The following is a 23,601-nucleotide window of genomic DNA, read 5'->3' as shown; positions in this document are numbered from 1 at the left end:
GTACATAAGGGAGTATTAAATATTAGTTCTTTAGCGATTACTAAATTAATACTTCCTTTATATTTTAACTATTTTAAATTAGTCTAGACGACTTCAGAATATAAAATACCTCGTTAAACCTTAATTAATAAAATTTCCTTAAAAAATTATGCTGAAAATATTATGGTTATCACTTTTTTGTCTGTTTAAACTAATTACTTTAGGACAAGACAATTGCAAGCAATCCCTAGCAGAAATTCTGTCATCTGCTAAAGATAATACATGTATAGCTGTTGAGGGATATTATGTCGATAATTCCTCATTTATGGTTACTAATTCATCTGATCCTATTATTCGTGTAAATACCCGATACCCTGTTTATGAATATAAATACCAAGAAAACCCTTACAGCAAGATCAATAACCAGATGGCTGAAGTACCAATTTTCATAAAAAGAGAAATGCAGGGAGAGAATCATCAAAGGATATTATTTCTGAATAAAAAACAAACAACAAAAAATCAACTTATTCTCAATGAGGGATTTATATTAGGAATAAATATTATAGAAGATAAGGCCGAATACATTCAGGCTGTTGAAAATAGAATATACTTGACTCCTCTATATGCATTACGTGATTTTCTCTTCAATCAAGGCCCAATGCCACAAATAGATGAAGAGACAACACCCTTCACAGCGAAAAGAAAAAGTTACATGTCCTTATAAAGTTTAACTGGAAAAACTCCCTTTTGAATGATATTAAAAGGGAGTTTTTATATAAATAAGGTTCTCATAAATCGTCTGTGCTATAGATATTTTTTGTACTTTTGCGTTTTCGTATTAGAAACATTTTAAAACAATATACAGTCGTGGCTGATACAAAGTATATTTTCGTTACAGGAGGAGTGATCTCCTCTCTAGGAAAAGGTATAATAGCATCTTCATTAGGTAAACTATTGCAGGCTAGAGGTTATAAGGTTACAATTCAGAAATTGGATCCTTACATTAATATTGATCCCGGAACGCTAAATCCATACGAACATGGAGAGTGTTACGTGACCGTAGATGGGCATGAAGCCGATTTAGACTTAGGTCATTATGAGCGCTTCTTGAACGAGCCAACCCATAAAGACAACAATATAACTACGGGACGTATTTATCAAAATGTAATAAATAAAGAACGTAAAGGTGATTATCTGGGCAAAACGGTTCAGATTGTACCTCATATTACAGATGAAATACGCCGTAATATTAAACTTCTTGGTGCTAAGTATGACTATGATTTTGTTATTACCGAAATAGGTGGAACAGTTGGGGATATAGAATCCCTGCCATTCATAGAAAGTGTAAGACAATTAAGATGGGAATTAGGGAGCAAACATTGTTGTTGCGTACATCTTACCTACGTTCCTTATATAGCAGCCGCAGGTGAAGTTAAAACAAAACCAACGCAACATTCCGTTAAAAGTTTACAATCATCGGGAGTACAACCCGACATGCTTGTATTGCGGACAGAGCGTGCGCTAAGCAAAGATATTCTTAAGAAAGTAGCATTATTCTGTAATGTTGAGCCTGATGCTGTAATGCAATCTGTTGATGTCGCAACCATATACGAGGTTCCGATTAAAATGCAGGAACAAGGGATGGATGAAATCGTTCTCCGTAAAATGGGAATAGCAGTGGGTCCGAAACCAGAGTTAAAACCATGGAGAGACTTTCTCGATAAAAAGAAAAATGCTAAAGAAACGATCAGAATTGGTATTGTAGGTAAATATGTGGAATTACATGATGCTTATAAATCTATAAACGAATCATTATTACAAGCAGCTATATATAACGATCATAAGCTGGATCTTCAATTTATACATTCTGACAAAATTACCGATGAAAATGTAGCCGATAAGCTATCTTCATTAGATGGCATCATTATTGCACCTGGATTTGGACAACGAGGTATCGAAGGTAAGTTTGTTGCTTTAAAATATGCTCGTGAAAATGATATACCAACATTCGGTATATGTTTAGGTATGCAGTGCATGGTAATTGAATATGCTCGTAACGTCTTAGGATTAGAGGATGCAAATTCAACAGAAATGAATACTCATACCCCTTATAAGGTAATTGACCTGATGGAAGAGCAAAAGAACATTACCAATATGGGTGGGTCGATGAGATTGGGAGCTTACAAATGTACCCTGAAAAAAGGTTCACTTGTGCATGAAGCATATGGCAAAACCCTTATACAAGAACGTCATCGTCATCGCTTCGAATTCAATAGCGAGTATCGTAAGCAATTTGAAGATGCGGGCATGAAATGCACAGGAATAAATCCCGAGACTGATTTAGTTGAGGTTGTAGAGATACCGGGACTAAAATGGTTCATGGGAGTACAATTTCATCCGGAGTATAACAGTACAGTATTATCACCCAATGCTCTGTTTATGAGTTTTGTGAAAGCTGTAATAAAAAACAGAAAGTAAGGTTGCAGACCTATTCGTAACTTAGAGAACATTTTAATCAAGGTTACTTATAACTTAATAATATAACAGTAATATTTTACGGTGCTTAATAACAATTATTCTGCATAATAATTATATAAATCTACAGATTAATTAAGAATGGATAAAAATACAGGTATTGGCTTAGTTCTGATAGTTGCTATCGTAATGGGATTTACATTCCTCACAAGACCAAGTCAAGAAGAAATTGAAAGAGAAAACCGAAAAAAAGATTCGATCTCTAATGTTCAGAAAAATCAGGTAGCTGAAGATATTGCAACAGCAGATGCGCTACAACCTGCAAAAGAAGAACAATCACCCGTTACAGATTTTTTTACTGCCGGCAATTCTGTAAAGAAAGATTCTATAACGAATAACCCTACAGATTCCCTTAGTTCATTACAGCCTCAGATCAGTTCAGATCAGCCCAAAGAACAAATAATCTCTTTAGAAAATGAGAAAATTAAGATTAACTTTACCACAAAAGGTGGACAAATGCTTAGTGCTCAACTAAAAGAGTATAAAAAATTCAATGGAGACTCTCTTTACCTCTTTAATGCTGATGCAAACCTATCTTTACAACTGGTAAATAAACAAGGAATTGCATTAAATTCTGACAAAGCAATATTTACACCGATTAAAAATTCTGCCGATGATAATCAAACGCTTGTAATGCGCATGAATTATACGGACACTGAATATATCGACTTTATATATTCTCTCGCTCCTGATAGCTATATGATAAAATTCGACATTGCTGTTGTGGGTATGCAGAATATACTTAGTGTAGATTGTCTTGAGAAGTTTAAACTTAACTGGACCCAGAAGTTACATAGACAAGAAAAAAGCGAGAAGAACGAACAAAGATACACTCGTATACATTACAAAGGTACAGATGGCAGCTTTGAAGAGTTAAGTGAAAGCAGCAATGATAATAAAGAAGTTCCAACCGGAGCCAGATGGGTTGCATTCAAAAATCAATTTTTCGCAACTACTTTAATTGCAGACAACGAGTTTACATCTCCCTCTTTACACTCAAAAGTACTTCAGTCACCGGATTATCTGAAAGAGGTAGAGGCAACCCTATACTTTAAGCCGGTAGTAGACAACACAGGTACGCTAAAAGGTGGATTCAGATACTTCATTGGACCATTAGATTACTATATGCTGAAAGGCTATGACGATGGTCAGAAAGATGTCCTGCAACAATTGGATTTAGATAAATTAATCCCATTGGGATGGACTTTATTCCGTATCATTAATCAATACTTTATAATTCCATTATTTAATCTACTAGCTTCTACAGGAATGCAAATGGGATTGGTAATCTTATTATTGACATTAATCGTCAAGTTGATTATATCACCATTGACATATAAGTCATTTATGTCATCTGCCAAGATGAGAGTGCTAAAACCTCAGGTAGATGAATTAAACGAAAAATATCCGGGTCAGGAGAAGGCTATGGAAAGACAAAAAGCTGTGATGGCTCTATATAGTCAGGCGGGCGTTAACCCGATGAGCGGTTGTATACCTATGCTGTTGCAAATGCCTATATTATTGGCTTTATTCTCATTCTTCCCATCATTAATAGAACTACGTCAACAAAGCTTCTTATGGGCTGATGACCTTTCTACATATGATGCTATAATCGAATGGAATACAAACATCCCTTATATTTCATCTTGGCTAGGTAACCATATCAGTTTATTCTGTATTCTGATGACTGTTACTAATATTGTCTATACAAAATTCAATATGGACGCTACAAATACCGGACAACAACAAATGCCGGGTATGAAATGGATGATGATGTTGATGCCTATTGTATTCTTCTTTGTATTGAATAACTATCCTTCGGGACTTACTTATTATTACTTCTTGTCGACATTGATGACAATATTAATAACATTAGCTTGTCGTTACTTCATCGATGAAGAAAAAGTTTTAGCTAAACTAGAAGAGAATAAAAAGAAGCCTAAGAAGAAAGGATTTATGTCTCGTCTGCAAGAGCAAGCAGAGCAAGCTCAACGAGTACAACAGCAACAAGGTAAAGGACAAAATAAAAAGAAGAAAAAGTAATATACTGATACTTAATAGTAAAATCCTATGAAAAAATTCATAGGATTTTTTTATTTGGAATAATTTAACATAACATAAATTAACCAAAACTATCATTTATATGAGACAGAGAAAGATTTTACTACTTTCCTTAGTCTGCTTATTTTTATTATCTTGCAATAAAGCTGATGATATAGCAGAAATAACCCAAACTGATAAAAATTTTATTGAACAAAGAGTTGCTGTCGCTTTTGCTAACATGATCGAGTTTCCTGTTGACCCAAAAGATTCTACTTCAACCAGAAGTACCAGATATCTGGAGGTTGATAATATAACTCCATTCGGTGATTCGCAGAAACCATCGTATTATATTATTAATTACAAAGATAACAATGGTTATCTTATCCTAGCTGCTGATAATAGAGTATATCCTCTTTTAGCTTATTCTACTTCTGGAACTTTTCAACTTGATTATCAAGACATGCCTGGTGGACTTGTAGAATGGATGTCAGACACAAATAAAGGAATAGAAAATATAAGAAAAGAGGGTGCTCTAAATACCCGGTCAGTAAATAATCAAACAGAATATATTCTCGATCCGGACCATCCCGGATACAATCCATGTCTAATTCAACACATAATAGGGGTAAACCCTCAGCTTTGCCCTGAAAATACCTGTAAAGAATATTACACCAGAATAGAGCCTCTATTGAAAACGAGATGGAGTCAATGGGATGGATATAACGATCTAATACCCGGCTCCACCTGTCCTAAAGTAGCGTATAACCCCCAAGGTAAATACCCTGCAGGCTGTGTAGCTATAGCTATGGCTCAAGTTATGAAATACTATGAATATCCAAAAACTTATAATTGGAGCTTAATGGCAGAGGAAAGATATCAAGCAGGAGCTCTTGAAGCTGCTCGCTTAATAAAGGATATAGGATCCAATCTTAACATGGATTATGGATGTGATGGATCTGGTTCACATATAAATAAAATACCAGATGTATTAAAAAACAAATATGGTTATCGATCTGCAACATACACAGATATAGATCTCAATACAATATGTAATGAAATTATAGGAAAACGTCCTGTTATTTTACAAGGAGGCAGAAAATCTAATGGAATCTTTCCCTTTATATATAAAGATGGACACGCTTGGGTTTGTGATGGTATAAATCGTTTTGAAAACTGTAGGGCAGCAACGTTATATCTACACATGAACTGGGGATGGGCAGGTCAGGAAGATGGCTGGTATGCATGTAATGACTGGTCACCCGGAAGTGATTCATACAACTATATGCCTAAAATGGTATACAATATAAGACCACAATAATTTAAAACTTTACAATATGAAAATCTTAATTATATCACTAATCGCAGTACTATGCACAGCCTGTAATAAAGATGAGAATTCTTTCGCTCGAAATTCATTTCAAGACTATTGTGTAGTGGATGGAAAGGAGAATGATTTATTAGACCCTAATAATCCTAATGGAATAAACACAAGTAAGATAAATATTTACTATTTAATTAACAATGAGAAAATAAAAGCTTCAGAATATTTTCCCAACCGGGACTATCCGGGATTTCTTATTTCTAAACCTAAAGGAGAACGTAAAAAATATTATATAACTATATACTTAAACGAAAAAACAACAAGCGGAAATATAGCCTATACTTATATTGAATGGAATGAAAATGACATGGATACCATTAAAACAGAAGTGTATAAAGGAGCCAATATCCTAACCAGTACAATGGTTGCATTCAATGACTCTATCTGGGATTGGGAGTCCGCCAAAGAAGATTATATCTACAAAATAGTTAAATAGTCACTCCAAATAAGTTTTTGCTAAAAGATAAAGAAAGCGAGATATATAAATTATATATCTCGCTTTCTTTTAGGGTATATTTAAATTCTAACAAAAAAAAGAACCACTATGTCTTAACCAAGGAGAAAAATTCAGTCCTGATCCGAATCAAAGTCCCACTCATCAAAGAATGAATCGTCAATGAAATCATCCAAATCGCGACGGTCTTTTTTAGTTGGACGTCCGGCACCTCTGTCTCTATCTATAAATCCACTAACTTTACTCAGTTCTAGAATTTCATATTCCGATTGAGGAGTAGCATCTTCCATAAATAGAGGTACAAGTTTTGCGCCCATACGTTTTTCACTCAAATCTAAAACTTTAAAAGAATAAGTTATAGGAGCTTTCTTTATTTGTATAACATCTCCCACCCTAATCATTCTCGAAGGCTTTATATTCGTTCCCTGAATCATTATACGCCCTTTCTTGCAGGCTTCAACAGCTAAGGTTCGTGTCTTAAAAAGACGAACAGCCCATAACCACTTATCAATTCTAACTTCAGTTTTTTCTTCTTTCATAACTCCGGCTATAAATGTAGTTCAGCGATACAAATAAAACATTCAATAATAAACAGACCGATGATCTTATTTATTATTAAATTGATTCATCGTATTTTGCAATCCTGCCAAACAAAAACTTTTAATAATATCTTCACACATTTCGAAGCGTTCGGGCAATGCTTTTTCTTCTTCTTCATCAAACTGACCCAGTACATAATCTATCTGCCCTCCTTTAGGAAAGTCATTCCCAATCCCAAAACGTAAACGGGCATAGTTTTGCGTACCAAGTATCGACTGGATGCTTTTCAAGCCATTGTGACCTGCATCACTCCCCTTCCCTTTCAAACGGAGAGAACCGAAAGGTAAAGCTAAATCGTCAACAATTACCAATAGATTTTCCACAGGTATTTTTTCGGCTTGCATCCAATAACGGATAGCATTGCCGCTCAAATTCATATAAGTAGAAGGTTTCAGCAATATAAGAGTTCTACCTTTGACTTTCAATTCCGAAGTTTCTCCGTATCGTCTGTCCGTAAAAACAATATTGGACGCTTTAGCTAAAGCGTCCAATACTCTGAATCCTATATTGTGGCGGGTATAGTGGTATTCGCTACCAATATTACCCAAACCGGCAATCAAGTATTTCATTAAATAGATTATTTTATTATTTGCCTTTAGCAGCAAGACCTCTTGCAGCACGAGTCAATTGAACGCGACATACAACCGCATTCTTCGCATTTAATAATTCTAATCCGTCGAAGTTTAATTCTCCAACTTGTACTGATTTTCCTAAAGCCAAATGCTCGATGTTTATGTGCAATTTCTCAGGAACTTGAGTGTAAAGAGCTTTAACTCTCAATTTACGTGTATCAAGTGATAATTTACCCCCTGCTTTTACACCTTCAGCCAAGCCATCTAATACAACAGGAACGTCGATTACGATTGGTTGGTTTTCGAATACATGAAGGAAGTCTAAGTGAAGAATTGCATCAGTCACCGGATGTACTTGGATGTCTTTAAGAATCGCTTTGTATGCTTTTCCGTCAAGAGAAAGGTCTACCAAGAAAATCTCAGGAGTGTAAATCAATTTACGAACATCGCTAATTTGTACAGTAAAGTGAATTGCTTCTGTTGAATTCTCTCCACCATAGATTACTGCCGGTATAGCATCTTGTTTACGAAAAGCTTTAGTAGCTTTTTTTCCTAGATCAGTTCTTAATGATCCTTTTAGTTCAAATGTTTTCATTTTTTAATTTTAAATTGTGTTACTCAAATTAAGGATTGCTTCCTTATCCCCATCACACGGGCTTTACAGAAAAGCGACTGCAAAGATAATTGATTATTTATTAAGAACAAATACAATAACCGCCTTATTTACAAATAAGAAGTATCATAAATGTACTTTGCTTTATTTTTATTATAAACTACTGTCAATTTTCAATGAATGGATAAAGTCTAAACCTTATCTATTCATCTCACGTAGTTTTATTTTAGTTAGCACCTGCTTTGTATTCAAAGGAAAATCGGCATCCATCATCCACGCATAAAAGCTTGGCTCAGCTCTTAAAATTTCTGACACAGGCTTTCCTTTATGCTTTCCGAAATTGAATACTTCTATCCCATTTTCATTTCTAATTATACGCCCTGCAAGATCAACATTATCATTAAAGAATGAATACTCTTCCGCCAATTTCGCAATATCATTAGGCAAATCGGGATAACGGTCTAACTGTGCTTTGAAAACTTCATAGGTAGCCAAAGTGTCAGCTTCTGCCGAATGGGCATCTTCTAAACTCTTATCACAGTAAAACTTATAGGCAGCCTCTAATGTACGTTGTTCTTTTTTATGGAAAATAATCTGTACATCAATAAACTTTCTCTTTGAAAAATCAATATCCACCCCTACCCTAAGAAATTCTTCCGAAAGTAATGGAATATCAAAGCGGCTCGAATTAAATCCGGCCAAGTCACAGCCTTCAATCTGATCTGCCAAAGATTTAGCAATCTGACGAAATGTAGGTGCATCTTTTACATCCTCATCTGTGATACCATGTATATCTGACGATTCTTTTGGAATTGGCATCTCCGGATTAATACGCTTTGTCTTGAGTTCTTCCTTACCATTTGGGAAAACTTTGAGATAAGAAATTTCGACAATTCTATCACGAGTTGTATTTGTACCTGTAGTTTCCAGATCAAAAAACACAATCGGATTTTTTAGATTTAGTTCCATAGAGTAAACTGTATTATTGAAGCAAAAACTTTACCACTCTTATAATCTTTAAAGAGTGATAAAGCTTATTATTTGCTTATTATATTATCAATATTAATCGAATTAAGGTCGTAACCCTTTTTTATTGCTTTAGTTAGTAAATAGCTCGAAAATATAGCAATAAAAACGAATGATGTTAGATTCCGTTTATCCTGAGAAAAAACAGATTTAAACTAATTTAGTCGTTAAGCATCATCGGCATCAAAAGCATAAGAAGATCTTCAGTATCTCCTTTCTCAACAGGGAAAATAAGCCCTGCACGTGAAGGGTCAGATAATTCAACAGAAACTTCGGTTGCCGGGATATTATTTAGTATCTCAATCAAGAAATTCGATTTAAACCCGATATTCATTGCAGTACCTTCGTATTGACAAGGAATAGTTTCTTCCGCAGCTGTTGAAAAATCAATATCTTGTGCCGAAACCAATAATTTGTTATCTGACAGTTGAAGTTTCACCAAACTACTTGCTGGATTAGAGAATACAGATACACGTTTCAAAGCATTCAAAAAAGCCAATCTATCTAATATAACTTTGTTCGGATTATTTTGAGGTATTACCGAGTTGTAATTCGGATAGCGCCCTTCTATAAAACGACAAGTCATTGTATAGCTCGACATGGTTATGTATGCATTGTTTTCATCAAATTTGATAGTAACAACTTCTGACTCCTTAGGTAAAATACTTTTCAGTAAGTTAGCAGGTTTCTTTGGCAAGATAAAAGAAGCTCTTTCAGATCCTTGTACTGACAATGTTTTGCTACGCACTAGTTTATGACCATCTGAGGCAACAAATGTAAGATCTTCGGTAGTTATATCAAAGTAGATACCATTCATCACCGGACGAAGCTCATCATCGGCACTTGCAAACAGCGTTCTGTTGATAGCAGTACATAAAATCTGAGGATCAATCGACAAGCTGATAGCTGTATCTTTTAATTCTTTAGGTTGTGGATATTCTTCGCCACTCTGCCCGATAAAATTATATTTTCCGTTGTGGAAATATATAAATATTTCAAGATTATCATCATTTATCTCGAAAGTAAGTGGCTGATCGGGAAGCTCCTTCAATGGATCTAATAAGTTACGAGCATTGATTGCTAATTTGCCCGCACCCTCAACCTCATTTACTTCTAATGAAGTTACAAGACGAGTTTCTGTATCTGCAGCTGTAAGCGTCAACGTGGAATCATTAAGCTCCAATAAGAAACAATCTAAAATAGGCAATGTATTTTTTGAATTGATCACCTTGCTAATTGACTGAAGATGACTCAGCAAAGCAGTACTAGATACAACAAATCTCATATAATGTTGGTTTTATTAAGTTACGTTTTATTACTAACAAAAGTAACGATATTTTTTATAAGAACAAAAAGTATGATTACAGACCCTTTTATTGTTTTTAAAAAACAATAATAACCAGCCATAAATATGTTCCAAAATAATAAATATTTTAAAACTCTTTTTATTCCATATCGTTAAGACATTCTATTTTCGCCCCACAAGATACAAAAAGAGACCTATTTTTCAATAGATCTCTTCTCTTTATTTTATTTTTAGTGATACAAATATTTATTTAAACGATTTCTCATTCAATACACTAAATTCTTTGTCCTTATCTGCTCTCATAGATACAGTAATAACATCCCACTGAGTAGGCCAACCTCCGAAGATAGCTCCAAATCTTACAATCTTAACTGCATGAAGACCTTTTGCTAATGCGATAGATTTATCAGCACGCGAAAATCTGCGAGCTGTATCTTTACCGTTATCGTTAGTTATCAATTGTTTTCCATCAATCCACAATTCAGAATCTGTGCTAAAGTAATATACACCATCCTCCGGAATATCGATATATCCTGTTAAAATAGTACTGTAAAAGTCATTCGGATATACTTCTACATAATCATTAACACGATGTTTCGTTTTTTGTGGAGATGCAACATATTCAACTTCATCAGGAGTTTTACCTTCTAAATCTGACATTTTGCGTGCCACTCCTTTAAAATGCTCTGCTTTCAAGCCTGGTTTTTCGCCAGCAGCTTTTTGAACAGCAGGAGCAGGAGATTGCTTCTCGATAGTAATTGTTCTTGTTTCCCCCATTTTTTCCGACATCAATACTGTACGGATTTTCAAAGTTGTATTTTCTTTGAAAGTCAATGGTTTCTCATAAACAGCAGATGCCAAAGTAGGCTCTGTTCCATCCGTAGTATATACAAATTTCACAGGCATTGAGGTTTTAAATTCAAGAGTTGTAGAATCTAAAAACACAACAAAATTAGCAGAAGGCGTTGTTTGTTCAGGGTTAGGTATAAAATAATTAATACCATGGAAATCTAAACGTACCAACTGATTATTCATTCTACGTTCAAAATCTTTATAATCTTTTTTATCTTTAGCAGACCAGTTAACTTCTGCCACTGCAATAATACGAGGGAAAGTCATATTCTCCATACGATCAGTATCGTACATATATTCTGCCCATACATTGCCTTGAGCACCTAAGATATGATGTTTTTTATCGTCTGCTATTTTCTCCGGGATAGGCTCATAATCATAGGTCTTTTCCAAAGTAAGCAACCCACCAATAGTAACAGGTAATATTTTAGAATCGCCTTGATATTTATCTAAATACAACCATCCACCGGGAGTCATAATCACATCATGTCCCATATTAGCGGCAGCAATACCACCTTCTTCGCCTCTCCAGCTCATAACAGCAGCTGTTGGAGCTAATCCTCCTTCAAGAATTTCATCCCAACCTATCATTTTCTTATTATGCTTTAATAAGACTTTTTCCATACGTTGTACGAAATAGCTTTGAAGTCTTTCTTCAGCACTATGCTCTTTATCAGATTTCAGACCAAGTTCTTTGATACGAGCTTGACATTTTGGGCATTTTTCCCATCTGATTTTAGGACATTCATCGCCTCCTATGTGAAAATAATCACTTTCGAATAATGGGATTACTTCTTCAATAACATCTGTAAGGAACTGAAATACTGAATCATTTCCTGCACAATATACATCATTTGCAACTCCCCAAATATTACGTACTTCGAAAGGACCTCCTGTACAAGAAAGCTCAGGATAAGCCGCCAATGCAGCAACACCATGTCCGGGAAGTTCTATTTCTGGAATTACCTCAATAAAGCGTTCTTTTGCATAAGCTACTATTTCTTTAACTTGATCTTGTGTATAAAAATAAGGTCCATAAGTACTACCATCACCTTCTACACGTTTTGATCCTATTTCGGTCAATTTAGGATATTTCTTTATTTCGATGCGCCATGCTTGATCTTCTGTCAAATGCCAGTGAAATGTATTTATCTTGAACATTGCCAATACATCTAACTGTTTTTTCAGATAGTCTACATCAGCAAAGTGACGACATACATCAAGATGCTGTCCACGATAAGGAAAACGAGGTTCGTCTTTAATACTCACATTAGGCACTTTCCATGCTATGTATTTTATCAATGTCGGACTTTCAATTTCAGCAGGCAACAATTGCATTACTGTTTGCATAGCATAAAATACTCCTTGTGGAGTTTTAGCTTTTATATCTATTCCTTTTTCTGTCACTTCCACCAAATAACCTTCGCCATTTACAGCTATATCTTTATCAAGATTAAGGCTGATGAAGTTAGAACTCGGAACTCCAGTTTTGATATCTAAATCATAACCTGTTGAATTCTTAATTTTAGCAGCAAAGTAAGACGCAACTTTATCTAAGGAAGGATCATTTACTGCAAATACCGCAGATTTTGTAAGTTCGAAGTTTCCTTCATTTTGTTTTAACTCCAGTGGTATTGGAGTAACATTTATGCCTTCATTATAGGGCTTCTGAATAGGTGTTTCAGTACTACCACAAGATGACACTAACATGGCTAATGCCACAGTGCATACCGGTATAAGTTTTTTCAACATAGATAATATTTTTAGTTATTTAATCAAGGTTAACTACACGTATATGTTATTTAACAATCGATCAGAATGCTAAGATAATCAAAAATGACATATAGCCTTACCTACAAAAAGCCCTTTATGTTATATAACATAGGTAGAGGCTTTCTTAATCATCAAAACATGTATAGCCTTCACAAAAAAAGAGGGGAATCTACTAAAAGACTTCCCCTCTTATTGTATAAATTAGATTATAACTACCCGGTGTATTAGATAGCGTTAATCTCGTTCAATACATTATTGGTTTTACGAACTGCTGCTGCAGACGCTTCGAATTTTTCTTTTTCTTCTGCTGTAAGTTTAAGGTCGATAATTTTCTCCCAACCGTTTTTACCTAATACAACAGGCACACCGATACAAATATCGTTTTGTCCGTATTCACCTTCCAGGCTAACACAACATGGAACAACTTTCTTTTGATCGTGAATAATAGATTCTACAACTGCTGCTCCTGCTGCTCCCGGTGCATACCAAGCTGAAGTACCCAACAGACCTGTTAGAGTAGCTCCACCAACCATAGTATCAGCAACAACTTTATCTAAAGCTTCTTTTGATAAAAGATCTGATACTGGAATACCTTTATAAGTAGCTAAGCGCGCCACTGGAATCATTGTAGTATCACCATGTCCACCAATAACCATACCTTCTACTTCAGTAGGGTTAACACCCAAAGCTTCGCTCAAATAATATTTGAAACGTGAACTATCTAAAGCTCCTCCCATACCTACAATACGGTGTTTTGAAAGACCAGTAACTTTAGAAGCTAAATAAGTCATTGTATCCATTGGATTGGAAATAATAACCAAAATAGCATTAGGTGAATATTTTAGAATATTTTCAGCAACACTCTTCACAATACCTGCATTTACACCGATCAACTCTTCGCGAGTCATACCTGGTTTGCGAGGAATACCCGATGTGATAACTACTACATCCGAATTAGCTGTTGCAGCATAATCATTAGTAACACCTTTGATTCTAGAACTGAACTCAAGCAATTGAGCTGTTTGGTTCATATCCATTGCTTTTCCTTCGGCAACACCTTCTTTTACATCAAGCATTATTACTTCGTCAGCAATTTTTTTAAATGCGAGTACATTTGCACAAGTGGCTCCGACATTACCGGCTCCCACAACTGTTACTTTAGACATGATAATTTTGTTTTATAGTTATAAATTAGATTACATGTAAATTATTCGAAATACTTTACCATTAAGTTTAGTGATAAACAACATCTATTTCGAATAGACAAACAAAAGTAATTTGTTATTTGCAATAAAGGAACTATTTCAGGGCTAAATTTCGATTCAATTATTAAAAAATATTGACAAGAAGTTTTCCCCTAGAAAACGTTTTTCTAAGCACCAATCGTTCATTATATGCTTTTGCAACTTCACATGTAAGCCAATTGTTATTTCGATATTTCCTTCGAATAATAATTTACTTATTGACAGCCATACACTTTGCTAAAGGAAAGCTTAATTCGTGAAAAATTTTGTTCCGGCTGGGCTCTCTCACACATTTTATTAATATATTTGTATATAAGTCTAACATATCAAAAGAAGTAAGAAAGTAAAGTTATATGGAACAGAATACAAAACCTTCGACAAGAAATACTAAAATATTAATTGCCATTATAGTGGGTTTAATTGTAGGAATGGGAGTTGCAGCATATTTTATATTTAAACAAAATATAAAATTAGAAGAAAGCCAACAACAAAACGAAATCTCAAAACAACAGCTCGAAGACGAATATGCAAGTATAGATACTCAATACGAAGGGTTTAAACTTTCGATAAAGAACGATTCTTTATTTCAACAATTGAGTAATGAACAAGCAAAAGTTCAACGTTTACGTGAAGAACTTCGTACGGTAAAAGCTGCTGATAAAGTTGAAATAGGTCGCTTAAATAATGAACTTAGCAGCCTTCGCAAAATTCTGAAATCGTACATTGTACAAATAGACTCTTTAAACAGAGCTAACGAAAGACTGGTACAACAAAATAAAGAAATTACAAACAAGTATCAGGAAACGAGCAAAACACTGAACAAAGTTTCACAAGAAAGAGCTAACCTGACCGAAAAAGTAACACGGGCAGCCAAGCTTGATGCAACGGGTATAAGTGTAGCAGCAACCAATTCGAAAGGCAAAGTACAAAAGAAGATAAAGAGTGTAGAACAACTGGTTGTCTCATTCACTATCACTAAGAACATTACGGCAGAACCGGGCGAAAGAACTATATATGTTCGAATAATGAAACCCGACGATGACATTCTCGTAAAAAACAGAGCCAATACTTTTCCTTTTGAAAATAAAGAAATTCAATACTCTATCAAAAGAATTATCGAATATGGAGGCGAAGAAGTGCCCGTTACTCTATACTGGAAAGTAGAAGAGTATTTAATGCCGGGAACTTATCGAGTAGATTTGTTTGCTGATGGCAGCCTGATAGGCTCACGATCGTTTTCTCTTGAAAAATAAAAAGGTCTCAGACCTTTTTATTGCTATGGCAAGCATAATAATCAGAGCCTGTTAAAACTATAACCATCAAACAGAAAGTATGATATTAGAATTTTTCAAATATATTAGAGAAGAAGGCAAGCCCAATCAATGGGGTATTGAGGGGAAAGACGGCGATTTGGTAAGATTTGACAATATCAACCTTTTCGTGGGGAAAAATGCTGTGGGAAAAAGTAGAACTTTATCTGCCTTATGCGAAATAGCAACTCTATTATCTCTAAAAAAACCGGTTTCAAACCTCAAATTTAAAGATTCCAAATATCATCTTATACTAAAAGAAGATAACATAACTTACGAATATACTATATCAATAGAAAATCGACTAATTACTGAAGAAATTCTACGAGTAAAAGGTATCGAAAAATACAACCGAACAAAGAATATAATCTATTCACAAACTTCTCTCCGGTTTGATAAATTAGACATTGCTGCCACAGACCCAATTACTTCCATCCAAGATAAAGATGATGAATATCCTTACATACCAGAGATATTCGAATGGAGTAATGCTTTGAAGAATTATGCATTTACAAATCAATATGAGAAGAACCATCTCATCAAAGATAAAGAAGATCTGGAAAGCTCTAAATTAATAGAAGACTTTTCCCCAGACAATGTTATCAAACTTTTCTTCGAAGGCAAGAATCGTTTCGGACAGCCTTTTATAGATACTATTATTTCCGATCTTCACGATATAGGCTATGATGTTACTAACATTGATCTACTAAAAAACAAACTAGGTATAGGTATATCCGTACAAGAAGAAGAGCTATCTGAACCTACCCTCCAACTAGACATGTCTCAAGGGATGTTCAGAGCATTATCTTTTCTTATACAAATGGAGTTTGCCTTACTCAGCAAAATCTCCGTATGTCTTCTTATTGACGATTTAGGCGAAGGTTTGGATTATGCCCGATCGAAATCTCTTATCGATATTTTGATCTACAAAGTCAACAATTCAGATATACAGATATTTATAACTTCGAACGACCGCTATATAATGAACAAAATACCTTTAAGGTATTGGTCTGTAATAGAACGAAAACATAATATTTCTGTTTTTCACAACTATCACAATGCAAGGGAAATATTTGACGATTTTAAATATACTGGATTAAATAACTTTGATTTTTTAGCCACAGATTTTTATCTTCAAGGATTCAAAGACGAACAAGAGGAAGAGAAAGAAGAGGAAGAATAAAGCCGATATATGAAAAAGATTGCATTCTTTGTTGAAGGACAAACCGAGCAGGTCTTTATCAATAGGCTTGTAAAGGAGATTATTGGCTATGGGAACCTTACAGTTCTGCTGAAAAAAATATCAGGAGGAACCAATGCCCCGAAACGCGAATTTGTAAGAAATTACAGCATCTCACTAAAATCTGAATACACTGCACTCATCTACGATTGCGGATCGGACAACCGTGTAAAATCAGAAATATTAGACAATATAAATAGTTTACGAGAGGCAGGTTACACATGCATAATCGGCTTACGAGATTTGTATCCATTATCTATAGAAGAATTACCCCGCCTCGAGCAAGGTTTAAAATTTCTGCCCTACCCTCTTAAGAAAAAAGATTGTCCTTTTGATATTGTGGTTGCAGTAAGAGAGGTCGAAACTTGGTTTTTAGCTGAAAGCAGCCATTTTTTGAGAGTCGACAGAAAGCTGACTGGAAGATTTATCGAAAAAAATCTAGGATTCAATCCCGATACTGTAAACCCCATATCACGAGAACATCCATCGGAAGACATCAACAAGATATATAAATTGATAGGGAGATCCTACACCAAGAAATACTGGCAAGTAGAAAAATTAGTCCATCGGCTCGATTTTAATAAAATAATGAATGATATAAGATTCAGAACCCCTTCCTTAAATGAATTGATTCAGACCATAGAACGATTTAAAAATGGAGAGCTACAAAAATCAGTTATCCTAAAAAAAGAAAAAAGCAGCTTGAAATAAATCAAACTGCTTTTCTTATTTTAAAGAATCTGCTATTAAGCTTCTGCTTCTGTTTTAGGAACTACAGATACAAATGATCTTTCGTTCTTTTTTCTACGGAATGCAACTACTCCATCAACAAGAGCAAATAATGTATGATCTTTACCGATACCTACATTTTCACCCGGATGATGTGTTGTTCCTCTTTGACGAACGATGATGTTTCCAGCTTTCACTACTTCACCACCAAATGCTTTAACGCCTAATCGTTTACTTTCCGATTCACGGCCATTCTTCGAACTACCTACACCTTTCTTGTGTGCCATTTTCTTCTAATTTTAACTGATTAAGCAATAATATCTTTTACTGTAACTTGTGTAAATTGTTGACGGTGACCGTTCAACTTACGATATCCTTTTCTTCTCTTCTTGTGGAAAATAAGAACTTTATCGCCTTTTACTTGATCTCCAACTGTAAGGATAACTTTCGCTCCGCTTACAAAAGGTGCACCTACTGTTACAGCACCATTTTTATCAACTAATAACACTTTCTCTATTTCAAGATCAGCACCACTATCTGCTGTTACTCTGTGAACAAACAACTTCTGATCTTTCTCAACTTTGAATTGTTGTCCTCGAATTTCTACAATTGCGTACATCTGCAATATATTTTACAAGTTATGAGCCTGAGGCGAACTATTCTTTATAGTTTCTTATCTGCCTATTAGCAATCGGGTGCCAAAATTACAAATATTCCATTTAATATCCAACTAAAAAACAAACAAGATTATAGAAAAATGTAATACTCAAAGATTTTACAAGGATAAACAATCTGAAAAACACAATAAGCCTACCTTATTTCTTCCACAAAAAGGAGAAAAACAAGAGAAAATAATGACATTTTTAAACATTTCACCTACCCTAATTGAGTTAAGATAATGTAAATAAATACGCCATATTGATTCGAAAGAACACTTTATAGGTACACTTTACATAAAATTAAAAAACACAAAATAAAGACACAGGCAATCAATATATACAACATTGGATATTAAATAAATAAAACAACAAAATCAATAAACTAGATCTATTAAACACCATAACATATATCATATACTTATATAACAAAACAGAACAAATATATGGATTTTCCATTGTGTTAAAAATGAGCATTAGGCCTTTTTTCCTAATTTATGAGAGTATATCTTTGCATAAGAGTTACATCTATCTATTAATTATAATTTATATAAAATGAACAAAAGATTTTTACAATTTCTATTAATCGCAATTACTTCCGGAATCATTTTTTCGAGCTGTTCAAAAGATGAAGAATTAACAGGAAATGGATCTAACGAGCAAACCCAAATCCGTTTAACAAGTGCTATAAACCAACTAGCTACTCGTTCGACAGCACAAAACACTCAAATTGAATCTGGTCAAGAAGTAGGGTTAGTGGTAACTAACAATCCATACACTACTGTATTATATGATAATATTAAACTTACAGCTAATGGTAGTGGAGGCTTCACCTATCCTTCTTCAATGTACTATCCTTCTGATGGTGGAAATGTAGATTTAATGGCTTATCATCCTTACAATGAATCTGTAACAGGTGTCGGATCCATTTATACATTCGGTATTCAGGCTGATCAGACAGTAAAGGATAACTATTTAAACTCAGACGTTCTTTTCGGATCTGTTGCAAATATTGCAAGAACAACTAGCGCAGTGCCTATTGAATTTAATCACTTATTCTCGAAACTTACATTTACCGTTAAAAAGGGAAATGGTGCAAGTCTAGAAGGATTAAGCTCTATCGAAGTACTAGGATTAAACAATGAAGCATTAGTAGACTTTGAAAAGAGAAGTGTTGCAGCTGATGGTACGGCAACAACTATTAAAGCATATAATGTACCGACAGGAACTGCAAGTGACCTCCAGTTAACAGGCGCAGCTGCAATTGTAGTACCACAAACGGTGAAAGCAGGACAAACTCTGCTAAGAGTTACAATTGGTGGTGTTGCATATCTATATGCTCCTACAGCAGCACTAGAACTAACAATGGGAACCGCTTATAACTACACCATTACAGTAAATATGGCTGGAATTACAGTTACATCTAGTATTGTAGATTGGCAAAATGGTGGCAACATAGACGGAGAAGGAGAAATAGCTTAAAATATACTGAATAAGAAAATAATAAAAAGGATATGGCAAATCTAAATCCATATCCTTTTTATAAGCCATTGTATTATCAGATTATGACAAAAAAACTCTACATATTATTAATAACAAGCATTTGCTTAATCTTTACATCATGTCTTAGTGATAGTGAATGCGGAAACAATGATACACTAAGAGTAAGTGTTGTATCAGATATTGTAAGCTCTAAATTGAAAACACGATCTTCAAAATCAGGGTTCTCTGAAAATGACAATATTGGATTATACATGGTTGATTACAAAAATAGTACTCCAATGCCCATAGGAACTATCTCTGATTTTATGAATACAGAATACACCTATGACGGAACTTATTGGAATAGCAAAGATGGTGAAGAGTTGTATCTGACAACCGAGCAAACCAAAGCTGACTTATATGCATATTACCCGTTTGATTATGAAATGAGCAGAGCACCTGGAAAAACAGACCTTAGAGCATACCCTTTCAGTGTGGAAAGTGACCAAAGCTTGTCTTCTCAAAAAAGTGATTTCCTATGGGCTAAGTATGATGAATTATCGAACACAAACACAATCGCAAAGCTCACATTTAGACATATACTCTCAAAAGTTGTCCTTAACGTAAGGTATGGCAATTTAGGGAATGGAAATGAATCTGTTACCATTCATAACCTAATAAAAGATACCTCGATCGATATGCGAACTGCGGATATCTCAAAAATAAGTACTAACACTAATTATGAGATAACTCCATATCTTCATGATACTGCAAATACAGGATTTGATAAAACATTTAGTGCGATCATTATTCCTCAATTAGTAGAAACCGGAACATCTTTATTTACAGTAACAGTAAACGATCAATTATTTGCTTTTACTTTAGATAGCCCTCTTTCGTTTGAGTCAGGCATGTCTTATACCTTCAATCTAGTAATTGGAGAGGCAAATGCAAGAAGTACTCAAAACTCTAGCATAGAACGAAAAATCTCATTAGTAAATAAAACCTCTTTCTAATTTAACGAAAGGAAATTTGTTACACGATATATAACAACTTATATGAAAGGTTTACTAACAAAAACAATGTCACTATTTCCTGTTATATTTGGTATTTTCACAGTACTGAATATAACCTCATGTGACAATATCAGTGATACAATAAGCCCGGAAGAAGGAGTAACAGAAAACACTATTACTTTATCACCCTATATAAATGAAGGGCTTACAAACAGAATGGGCGGATCTTCATTTCAGGAGAATGATGAAATAGGAGTATATGCTGTAGCTCATTTAAGTAACAATCAAATAATAGGAGACATACAAGATAGTTATGCTCCTAATATCAAACATATATATAATGGAACTTCTTGGACATTACCGCAAGGGGTATATTTCCCTTGGGCTGGCGGTCAAACAAAAGTAGAGTTATATGCCTATTACCCGTATAACCAAGCTGCAACAACCTCCAATGCCAAAGATTATCCATTCTCGGCAAAATTAGACCAAAGTAAGGCAGAATCTCTTATGACAAGCGATTTCTTGTGGGCGAAGTCAGAAGCTACTAGCCCCACAAAAAATAAAATCCCTTTGTCTTTTACTCACCAAATGAGTAAGGTTATTATCAATATCAAATCGGAAAGAGATTTTACAGAAGAAGAAGTTCAGAACTTTAGTGCCAACTTTCTCAATTTGCATCTTGATGCAAAAGTTGACCTATCTTCGGGTACAGTATCAATAGCATCGGGCTCTCAAGTTAAGAATCTGATCCCACGCAAGCGTAATAATCCGACAACCGGCTATGGCATCACATTTGAAGCGATAGTTCTTCCGCAAACAATTACAGCTTCAGCAGAATTATTTGCGATAAGATCGGCTGAAGGTACAACTCCATATACTTATAAAGCAGCTAACAAAGTAATATTCAGCTCTCAAAAACAATATACTTTTAATATTACAATTTCAAGGACGGGTATTTCAGTAACTACTGATGAGATTCAAGATTGGACAACAACACCCGATATTGAAGGAAACATCAATAAGCCAGTAAAAAAAGCAATCGACATTTCTAGCATCAATTGGAGTCTGACAAGAGTATATAAGGTGATGGATAAAGGAATTCAAATTGCTGAAGTAAGCAAAGAGTACTTACTTAGCGGAACAGCAATAGATGTACAAGCAATTGTTGTATATCCAATGGATGCAAACTCTAACGCCGATCTGACTAGAGGTTTTGTTGCACAAATAATGCAAACAACATTAAACGGAAATAACGAATACGATCCTAATACTGCAATAACAACACATGGAGGCAGTGTTAGCTGGCATAAACCAACCAACCTGATGGCTTATACAGCAGGCAAGAGTGATATCATCAACAAAGTACAAATTGACAAAAGTGATGTTTCTGCTGCTGGTGCAGATGCCATATACTCATTAACTCTAGAACCTGACATGGTGACTGATATTGACGAAAACAAGTATGGTGTAGTAAAAATAGGAACTCAATATTGGATGCGTGAAAATCTGAGAGTAGAACGCCATAGAGACGGATCGCCAGCAGAAACTTATTACTATAACAATAGCATTGCCAATAAAAATCTGTTAGGAGGACTTTATACATGGAATACTGCAACCAACCCTAGCAATTTAGCACCCAAAGGATGGCACGTACCAACGCATGATGAATTTAAGACTCTTTCGATTTATGCAGCAGGAACAGCTACAGCACCTTATTATAATGCAGGTAAAAAGTTAAAAGCAATGAGAATGTGGAGTACTACAGTCAATAATAGTAACATTACCGGGTTTGATGCTCTACCAGGAGGAAGAAGACTTGATAATGGTACCTTCAACGAAATAAACCTTTATGGTCAGTGGTGGAGTACTACTGAATATAATGCAGCTTATGGAAAAAGAGTTTATATAGATTATGGTAACACTGGAGTCTGGGTAGAAGCCAACCTTCTTAAGACATATGCCGAATCGGTTAGATGTCTTAGAAATTAATTCGTCTTTACTCAGCAAAACAGAAGAGGTACTTATTTAATAGGTATCTCTTTTGCTTTACATAGAAAAGCCCCTATTTTAGCAGAAGAAAGAACTTCACAGCTTCAAAAAATTTATAATTAAAAAAGAAAGAACTAATCAAGTCTGAATATTTTGTGTTATTTTTGCACAAAAAATAAAGGACTGTGCAGTTTTATAGAATATGGCAATAACCAAAACAAGAAATATGTTGATTGATGTCGCCCGGCAATTATTTGCTAAGCTGGGTGTCGATAATACAACTATGAATGACATTGCCGTTGCTTCTCATAAAGGTCGTCGCACCTTATATACTTATTTCAATAATAAAAATGAGGTATATAAAGCGGTTGTAGAATCCGAGCTCGATAAGATGATCAAAGCACTCCAAGCCGTAGTCGAAAAAGATCTTCCCGCTGACGAAAAATTAATGCTGTTTTTTTATACTCGTCTCGATGCTGTAAAGAATGTTGTAGCACGAAATGGAAACCTTAGAGCCGATTTCTTCAGAGATATCTGGCGTGTACAGAATGTTCGCAAAACATTCGACAGAAAAGAAACCGAAATCCTCAAAGAAATACTACAAAAGGGAGTAGACGAAGGTACTCTCTCGATGCCCGATGTTGACTTTACGGCGGAGATAGTACACAATGCCCTTAGAGGATTAGAAGTTCCTTATATAAGAGGACTCATCAATCCTAAAGATTCAGATAATAAGAGACGTTATCTCAATATATCGCATCTTATTTTTCAAGGAATCAAAAAGAACAAAAACTGAATCAA

21 protein-coding genes are annotated in these 23,601 nt (G+C 34.8%); 12 read left to right on the top strand and 9 right to left on the bottom strand.

The window, feature by feature from the left end; all coding sequences use genetic code 11:
• Nucleotides 1-148 precede the first annotated feature (148 nt).
• The 5 genes from CLV62_RS10410 (at nt 149) to CLV62_RS10390 (ending at nt 6,374) form a co-directional block, all read left to right on the top strand.
• A complete protein-coding gene (locus CLV62_RS10410; protein WP_110310718.1) occupies nt 149-703 on the top strand; it encodes a hypothetical protein in 555 nt (184 codons plus the stop codon).
• A 143-nt stretch (nt 704-846) separates the two neighbouring features.
• On the top strand, nt 847-2,457 hold the full coding sequence (locus tag CLV62_RS10405; protein ID WP_110310717.1) for a CTP synthase: 1,611 nt from the start codon (nt 847-849) through the stop codon (nt 2,455-2,457).
• A 138-nt stretch (nt 2,458-2,595) separates the two neighbouring features.
• A complete protein-coding gene (gene yidC / locus CLV62_RS10400; protein WP_110310716.1) occupies nt 2,596-4,557 on the top strand; it encodes a membrane protein insertase YidC in 1,962 nt (653 codons plus the stop codon).
• 100 nt (nt 4,558-4,657) lie between these two features.
• Nucleotides 4,658-5,875 (top strand): C10 family peptidase, encoded by a 1,218-nt coding sequence (locus CLV62_RS10395; protein WP_110310715.1) that lies wholly within the window; start codon nt 4,658-4,660, stop codon nt 5,873-5,875.
• 16 nt (nt 5,876-5,891) lie between these two features.
• A complete protein-coding gene (locus tag CLV62_RS10390; RefSeq protein WP_110310714.1) occupies nt 5,892-6,374 on the top strand; it encodes a hypothetical protein in 483 nt (160 codons plus the stop codon).
• A 131-nt stretch (nt 6,375-6,505) separates the two neighbouring features.
• Here the strand turns inward: CLV62_RS10390 and CLV62_RS10385 are convergent, their stop codons facing one another.
• The 7 genes from CLV62_RS10385 to mdh all read right to left on the bottom strand — a co-directional run bounded on the left by CLV62_RS10385 (nt 6,506) and on the right by mdh (nt 14,300).
• Complete coding sequence (locus CLV62_RS10385; protein WP_110310713.1) at nt 6,506-6,931, bottom strand: RNA-binding S4 domain-containing protein; 426 nt, start codon at nt 6,929-6,931, stop codon at nt 6,506-6,508.
• Between the two features lie 66 nt (nt 6,932-6,997).
• Complete coding sequence (gene pth, locus CLV62_RS10380) at nt 6,998-7,561, bottom strand: aminoacyl-tRNA hydrolase (RefSeq protein WP_110310712.1); 564 nt, start codon at nt 7,559-7,561, stop codon at nt 6,998-7,000.
• A gap of 16 nt (nt 7,562-7,577) precedes the next feature.
• Nucleotides 7,578-8,159, bottom strand: coding sequence for a 50S ribosomal protein L25/general stress protein Ctc (locus tag CLV62_RS10375; RefSeq protein WP_110310711.1), 582 nt, complete (start codon nt 8,157-8,159; stop codon nt 7,578-7,580).
• Between the two features lie 216 nt (nt 8,160-8,375).
• Complete coding sequence (locus tag CLV62_RS10370) at nt 8,376-9,146, bottom strand: 3'-5' exonuclease (RefSeq protein ID WP_050709378.1); 771 nt, start codon at nt 9,144-9,146, stop codon at nt 8,376-8,378.
• A gap of 217 nt (nt 9,147-9,363) precedes the next feature.
• Complete coding sequence (dnaN, locus tag CLV62_RS10365) at nt 9,364-10,488, bottom strand: DNA polymerase III subunit beta (RefSeq protein ID WP_110310710.1); 1,125 nt, start codon at nt 10,486-10,488, stop codon at nt 9,364-9,366.
• 267 nt (nt 10,489-10,755) lie between these two features.
• Nucleotides 10,756-13,113 carry a family 20 glycosylhydrolase gene (locus tag CLV62_RS10360; RefSeq protein ID WP_110310709.1) on the bottom strand — a complete coding sequence of 786 codons (2,358 nt, stop codon included), beginning with the start codon at nt 13,111-13,113 and terminating at the stop codon, nt 10,756-10,758.
• 245 nt (nt 13,114-13,358) lie between these two features.
• Nucleotides 13,359-14,300, bottom strand: coding sequence for a malate dehydrogenase (gene mdh, locus CLV62_RS10355; protein WP_110310708.1), 942 nt, complete (start codon nt 14,298-14,300; stop codon nt 13,359-13,361).
• 431 nt (nt 14,301-14,731) lie between these two features.
• On the opposite strand from mdh, the gene CLV62_RS10350 reads away from it, so the two are divergent.
• The 3 genes from CLV62_RS10350 (at nt 14,732) to CLV62_RS10340 (ending at nt 17,639) form a co-directional block, all read left to right on the top strand.
• Nucleotides 14,732-15,631, top strand: coding sequence for a GumC domain-containing protein (locus tag CLV62_RS10350; protein WP_110310707.1), 900 nt, complete (start codon nt 14,732-14,734; stop codon nt 15,629-15,631).
• Nucleotides 15,632-15,710: 79 nt separating this feature from the next.
• Nucleotides 15,711-16,871: an AAA family ATPase gene (locus tag CLV62_RS10345; RefSeq protein WP_110310706.1), complete on the top strand. Its 1,161-nt coding sequence runs from the start codon at nt 15,711-15,713 to the stop codon at nt 16,869-16,871.
• A gap of 9 nt (nt 16,872-16,880) precedes the next feature.
• Nucleotides 16,881-17,639: a DUF4276 family protein gene (locus CLV62_RS10340; protein ID WP_110310705.1), complete on the top strand. Its 759-nt coding sequence runs from the start codon at nt 16,881-16,883 to the stop codon at nt 17,637-17,639.
• 35 nt (nt 17,640-17,674) lie between these two features.
• On the opposite strand, the gene rpmA is transcribed toward CLV62_RS10340, so the two are convergent.
• Together rpmA and rplU are read right to left on the bottom strand one after the other, a co-directional pair.
• On the bottom strand, nt 17,675-17,944 hold the full coding sequence (rpmA, locus tag CLV62_RS10335; protein WP_050709385.1) for a 50S ribosomal protein L27: 270 nt from the start codon (nt 17,942-17,944) through the stop codon (nt 17,675-17,677).
• A 20-nt stretch (nt 17,945-17,964) separates the two neighbouring features.
• The gene (gene rplU, locus CLV62_RS10330; protein WP_110310704.1) at nt 17,965-18,276 is read right to left on the bottom strand and encodes a 50S ribosomal protein L21; all 312 of its coding nucleotides are present in this window, start codon (nt 18,274-18,276) and stop codon (nt 17,965-17,967) included.
• A gap of 592 nt (nt 18,277-18,868) precedes the next feature.
• Between rplU and CLV62_RS10325 the strand changes: the two genes are divergently transcribed.
• The 4 genes from CLV62_RS10325 to CLV62_RS10310 all read left to right on the top strand — a co-directional run bounded on the left by CLV62_RS10325 (nt 18,869) and on the right by CLV62_RS10310 (nt 23,596).
• The gene (locus CLV62_RS10325) at nt 18,869-19,795 is read left to right on the top strand and encodes a fimbrillin family protein (RefSeq protein WP_110310703.1); all 927 of its coding nucleotides are present in this window, start codon (nt 18,869-18,871) and stop codon (nt 19,793-19,795) included.
• Nucleotides 19,796-19,827: 32 nt separating this feature from the next.
• Entirely contained in the window at nt 19,828-20,811 is a 984-nt protein-coding gene (locus CLV62_RS10320; protein ID WP_110310702.1) for a fimbrillin family protein, read from the top strand.
• A gap of 42 nt (nt 20,812-20,853) precedes the next feature.
• Nucleotides 20,854-22,800 carry a fimbrillin family protein gene (locus CLV62_RS10315; protein ID WP_110310701.1) on the top strand — a complete coding sequence of 649 codons (1,947 nt, stop codon included), beginning with the start codon at nt 20,854-20,856 and terminating at the stop codon, nt 22,798-22,800.
• 202 nt (nt 22,801-23,002) lie between these two features.
• The gene (locus CLV62_RS10310) at nt 23,003-23,596 is read left to right on the top strand and encodes a TetR/AcrR family transcriptional regulator (protein WP_110310700.1); all 594 of its coding nucleotides are present in this window, start codon (nt 23,003-23,005) and stop codon (nt 23,594-23,596) included.
• Nucleotides 23,597-23,601 lie beyond the last annotated feature (5 nt).

The organism is Indolivaga alginatilytica, from assembly GCF_003201355.1.
Taxonomy (GTDB): Bacteria; Bacteroidota; Bacteroidia; order Bacteroidales; family Dysgonomonadaceae; genus Dysgonomonas_A; species Dysgonomonas_A alginatilytica.
The sequence above is the reverse complement of the archived record's forward strand: the minus strand, read 5'-3'. Positions and strand labels throughout refer to the sequence as shown.

Bases quoted from the DNA above. Each gene is read 5' to 3' on its own strand.
- CLV62_RS10410 (WP_110310718.1), top strand. From the start codon at position 149: ATGCTGAAAATATTATGGTTATCACTTTTTTGTCTGTTTAAACTAATT.
- yidC (WP_110310716.1), top strand. From the start codon at position 2,596: ATGGATAAAAATACAGGTATTGGCTTAGTTCTGATAGTTGCTATCGTA.
- CLV62_RS10395 (WP_110310715.1), top strand. From the start codon at position 4,658: ATGAGACAGAGAAAGATTTTACTACTTTCCTTAGTCTGCTTATTTTTA.
- CLV62_RS10390 (WP_110310714.1), top strand. From the start codon at position 5,892: ATGAAAATCTTAATTATATCACTAATCGCAGTACTATGCACAGCCTGT.
- CLV62_RS10385 (WP_110310713.1), bottom strand. From the start codon at position 6,931: ATGAAAGAAGAAAAAACTGAAGTTAGAATTGATAAGTGGTTATGGGCT.
- pth (WP_110310712.1), bottom strand. From the start codon at position 7,561: ATGAAATACTTGATTGCCGGTTTGGGTAATATTGGTAGCGAATACCAC.
- CLV62_RS10375 (WP_110310711.1), bottom strand. From the start codon at position 8,159: ATGAAAACATTTGAACTAAAAGGATCATTAAGAACTGATCTAGGAAAA.
- CLV62_RS10370 (WP_050709378.1), bottom strand. From the start codon at position 9,146: ATGGAACTAAATCTAAAAAATCCGATTGTGTTTTTTGATCTGGAAACT.
- dnaN (WP_110310710.1), bottom strand. From the start codon at position 10,488: ATGAGATTTGTTGTATCTAGTACTGCTTTGCTGAGTCATCTTCAGTCA.
- CLV62_RS10360 (WP_110310709.1), bottom strand. From the start codon at position 13,113: ATGTTGAAAAAACTTATACCGGTATGCACTGTGGCATTAGCCATGTTA.
- mdh (WP_110310708.1), bottom strand. From the start codon at position 14,300: ATGTCTAAAGTAACAGTTGTGGGAGCCGGTAATGTCGGAGCCACTTGT.
- CLV62_RS10350 (WP_110310707.1), top strand. From the start codon at position 14,732: ATGGAACAGAATACAAAACCTTCGACAAGAAATACTAAAATATTAATT.
- CLV62_RS10345 (WP_110310706.1), top strand. From the start codon at position 15,711: ATGATATTAGAATTTTTCAAATATATTAGAGAAGAAGGCAAGCCCAAT.
- CLV62_RS10340 (WP_110310705.1), top strand. From the start codon at position 16,881: ATGAAAAAGATTGCATTCTTTGTTGAAGGACAAACCGAGCAGGTCTTT.
- rpmA (WP_050709385.1), bottom strand. From the start codon at position 17,944: ATGGCACACAAGAAAGGTGTAGGTAGTTCGAAGAATGGCCGTGAATCG.
- rplU (WP_110310704.1), bottom strand. From the start codon at position 18,276: ATGTACGCAATTGTAGAAATTCGAGGACAACAATTCAAAGTTGAGAAA.
- CLV62_RS10325 (WP_110310703.1), top strand. From the start codon at position 18,869: ATGAACAAAAGATTTTTACAATTTCTATTAATCGCAATTACTTCCGGA.
- CLV62_RS10320 (WP_110310702.1), top strand. From the start codon at position 19,828: ATGGCAAATCTAAATCCATATCCTTTTTATAAGCCATTGTATTATCAG.
- CLV62_RS10315 (WP_110310701.1), top strand. From the start codon at position 20,854: ATGAAAGGTTTACTAACAAAAACAATGTCACTATTTCCTGTTATATTT.
- CLV62_RS10310 (WP_110310700.1), top strand. From the start codon at position 23,003: ATGGCAATAACCAAAACAAGAAATATGTTGATTGATGTCGCCCGGCAA.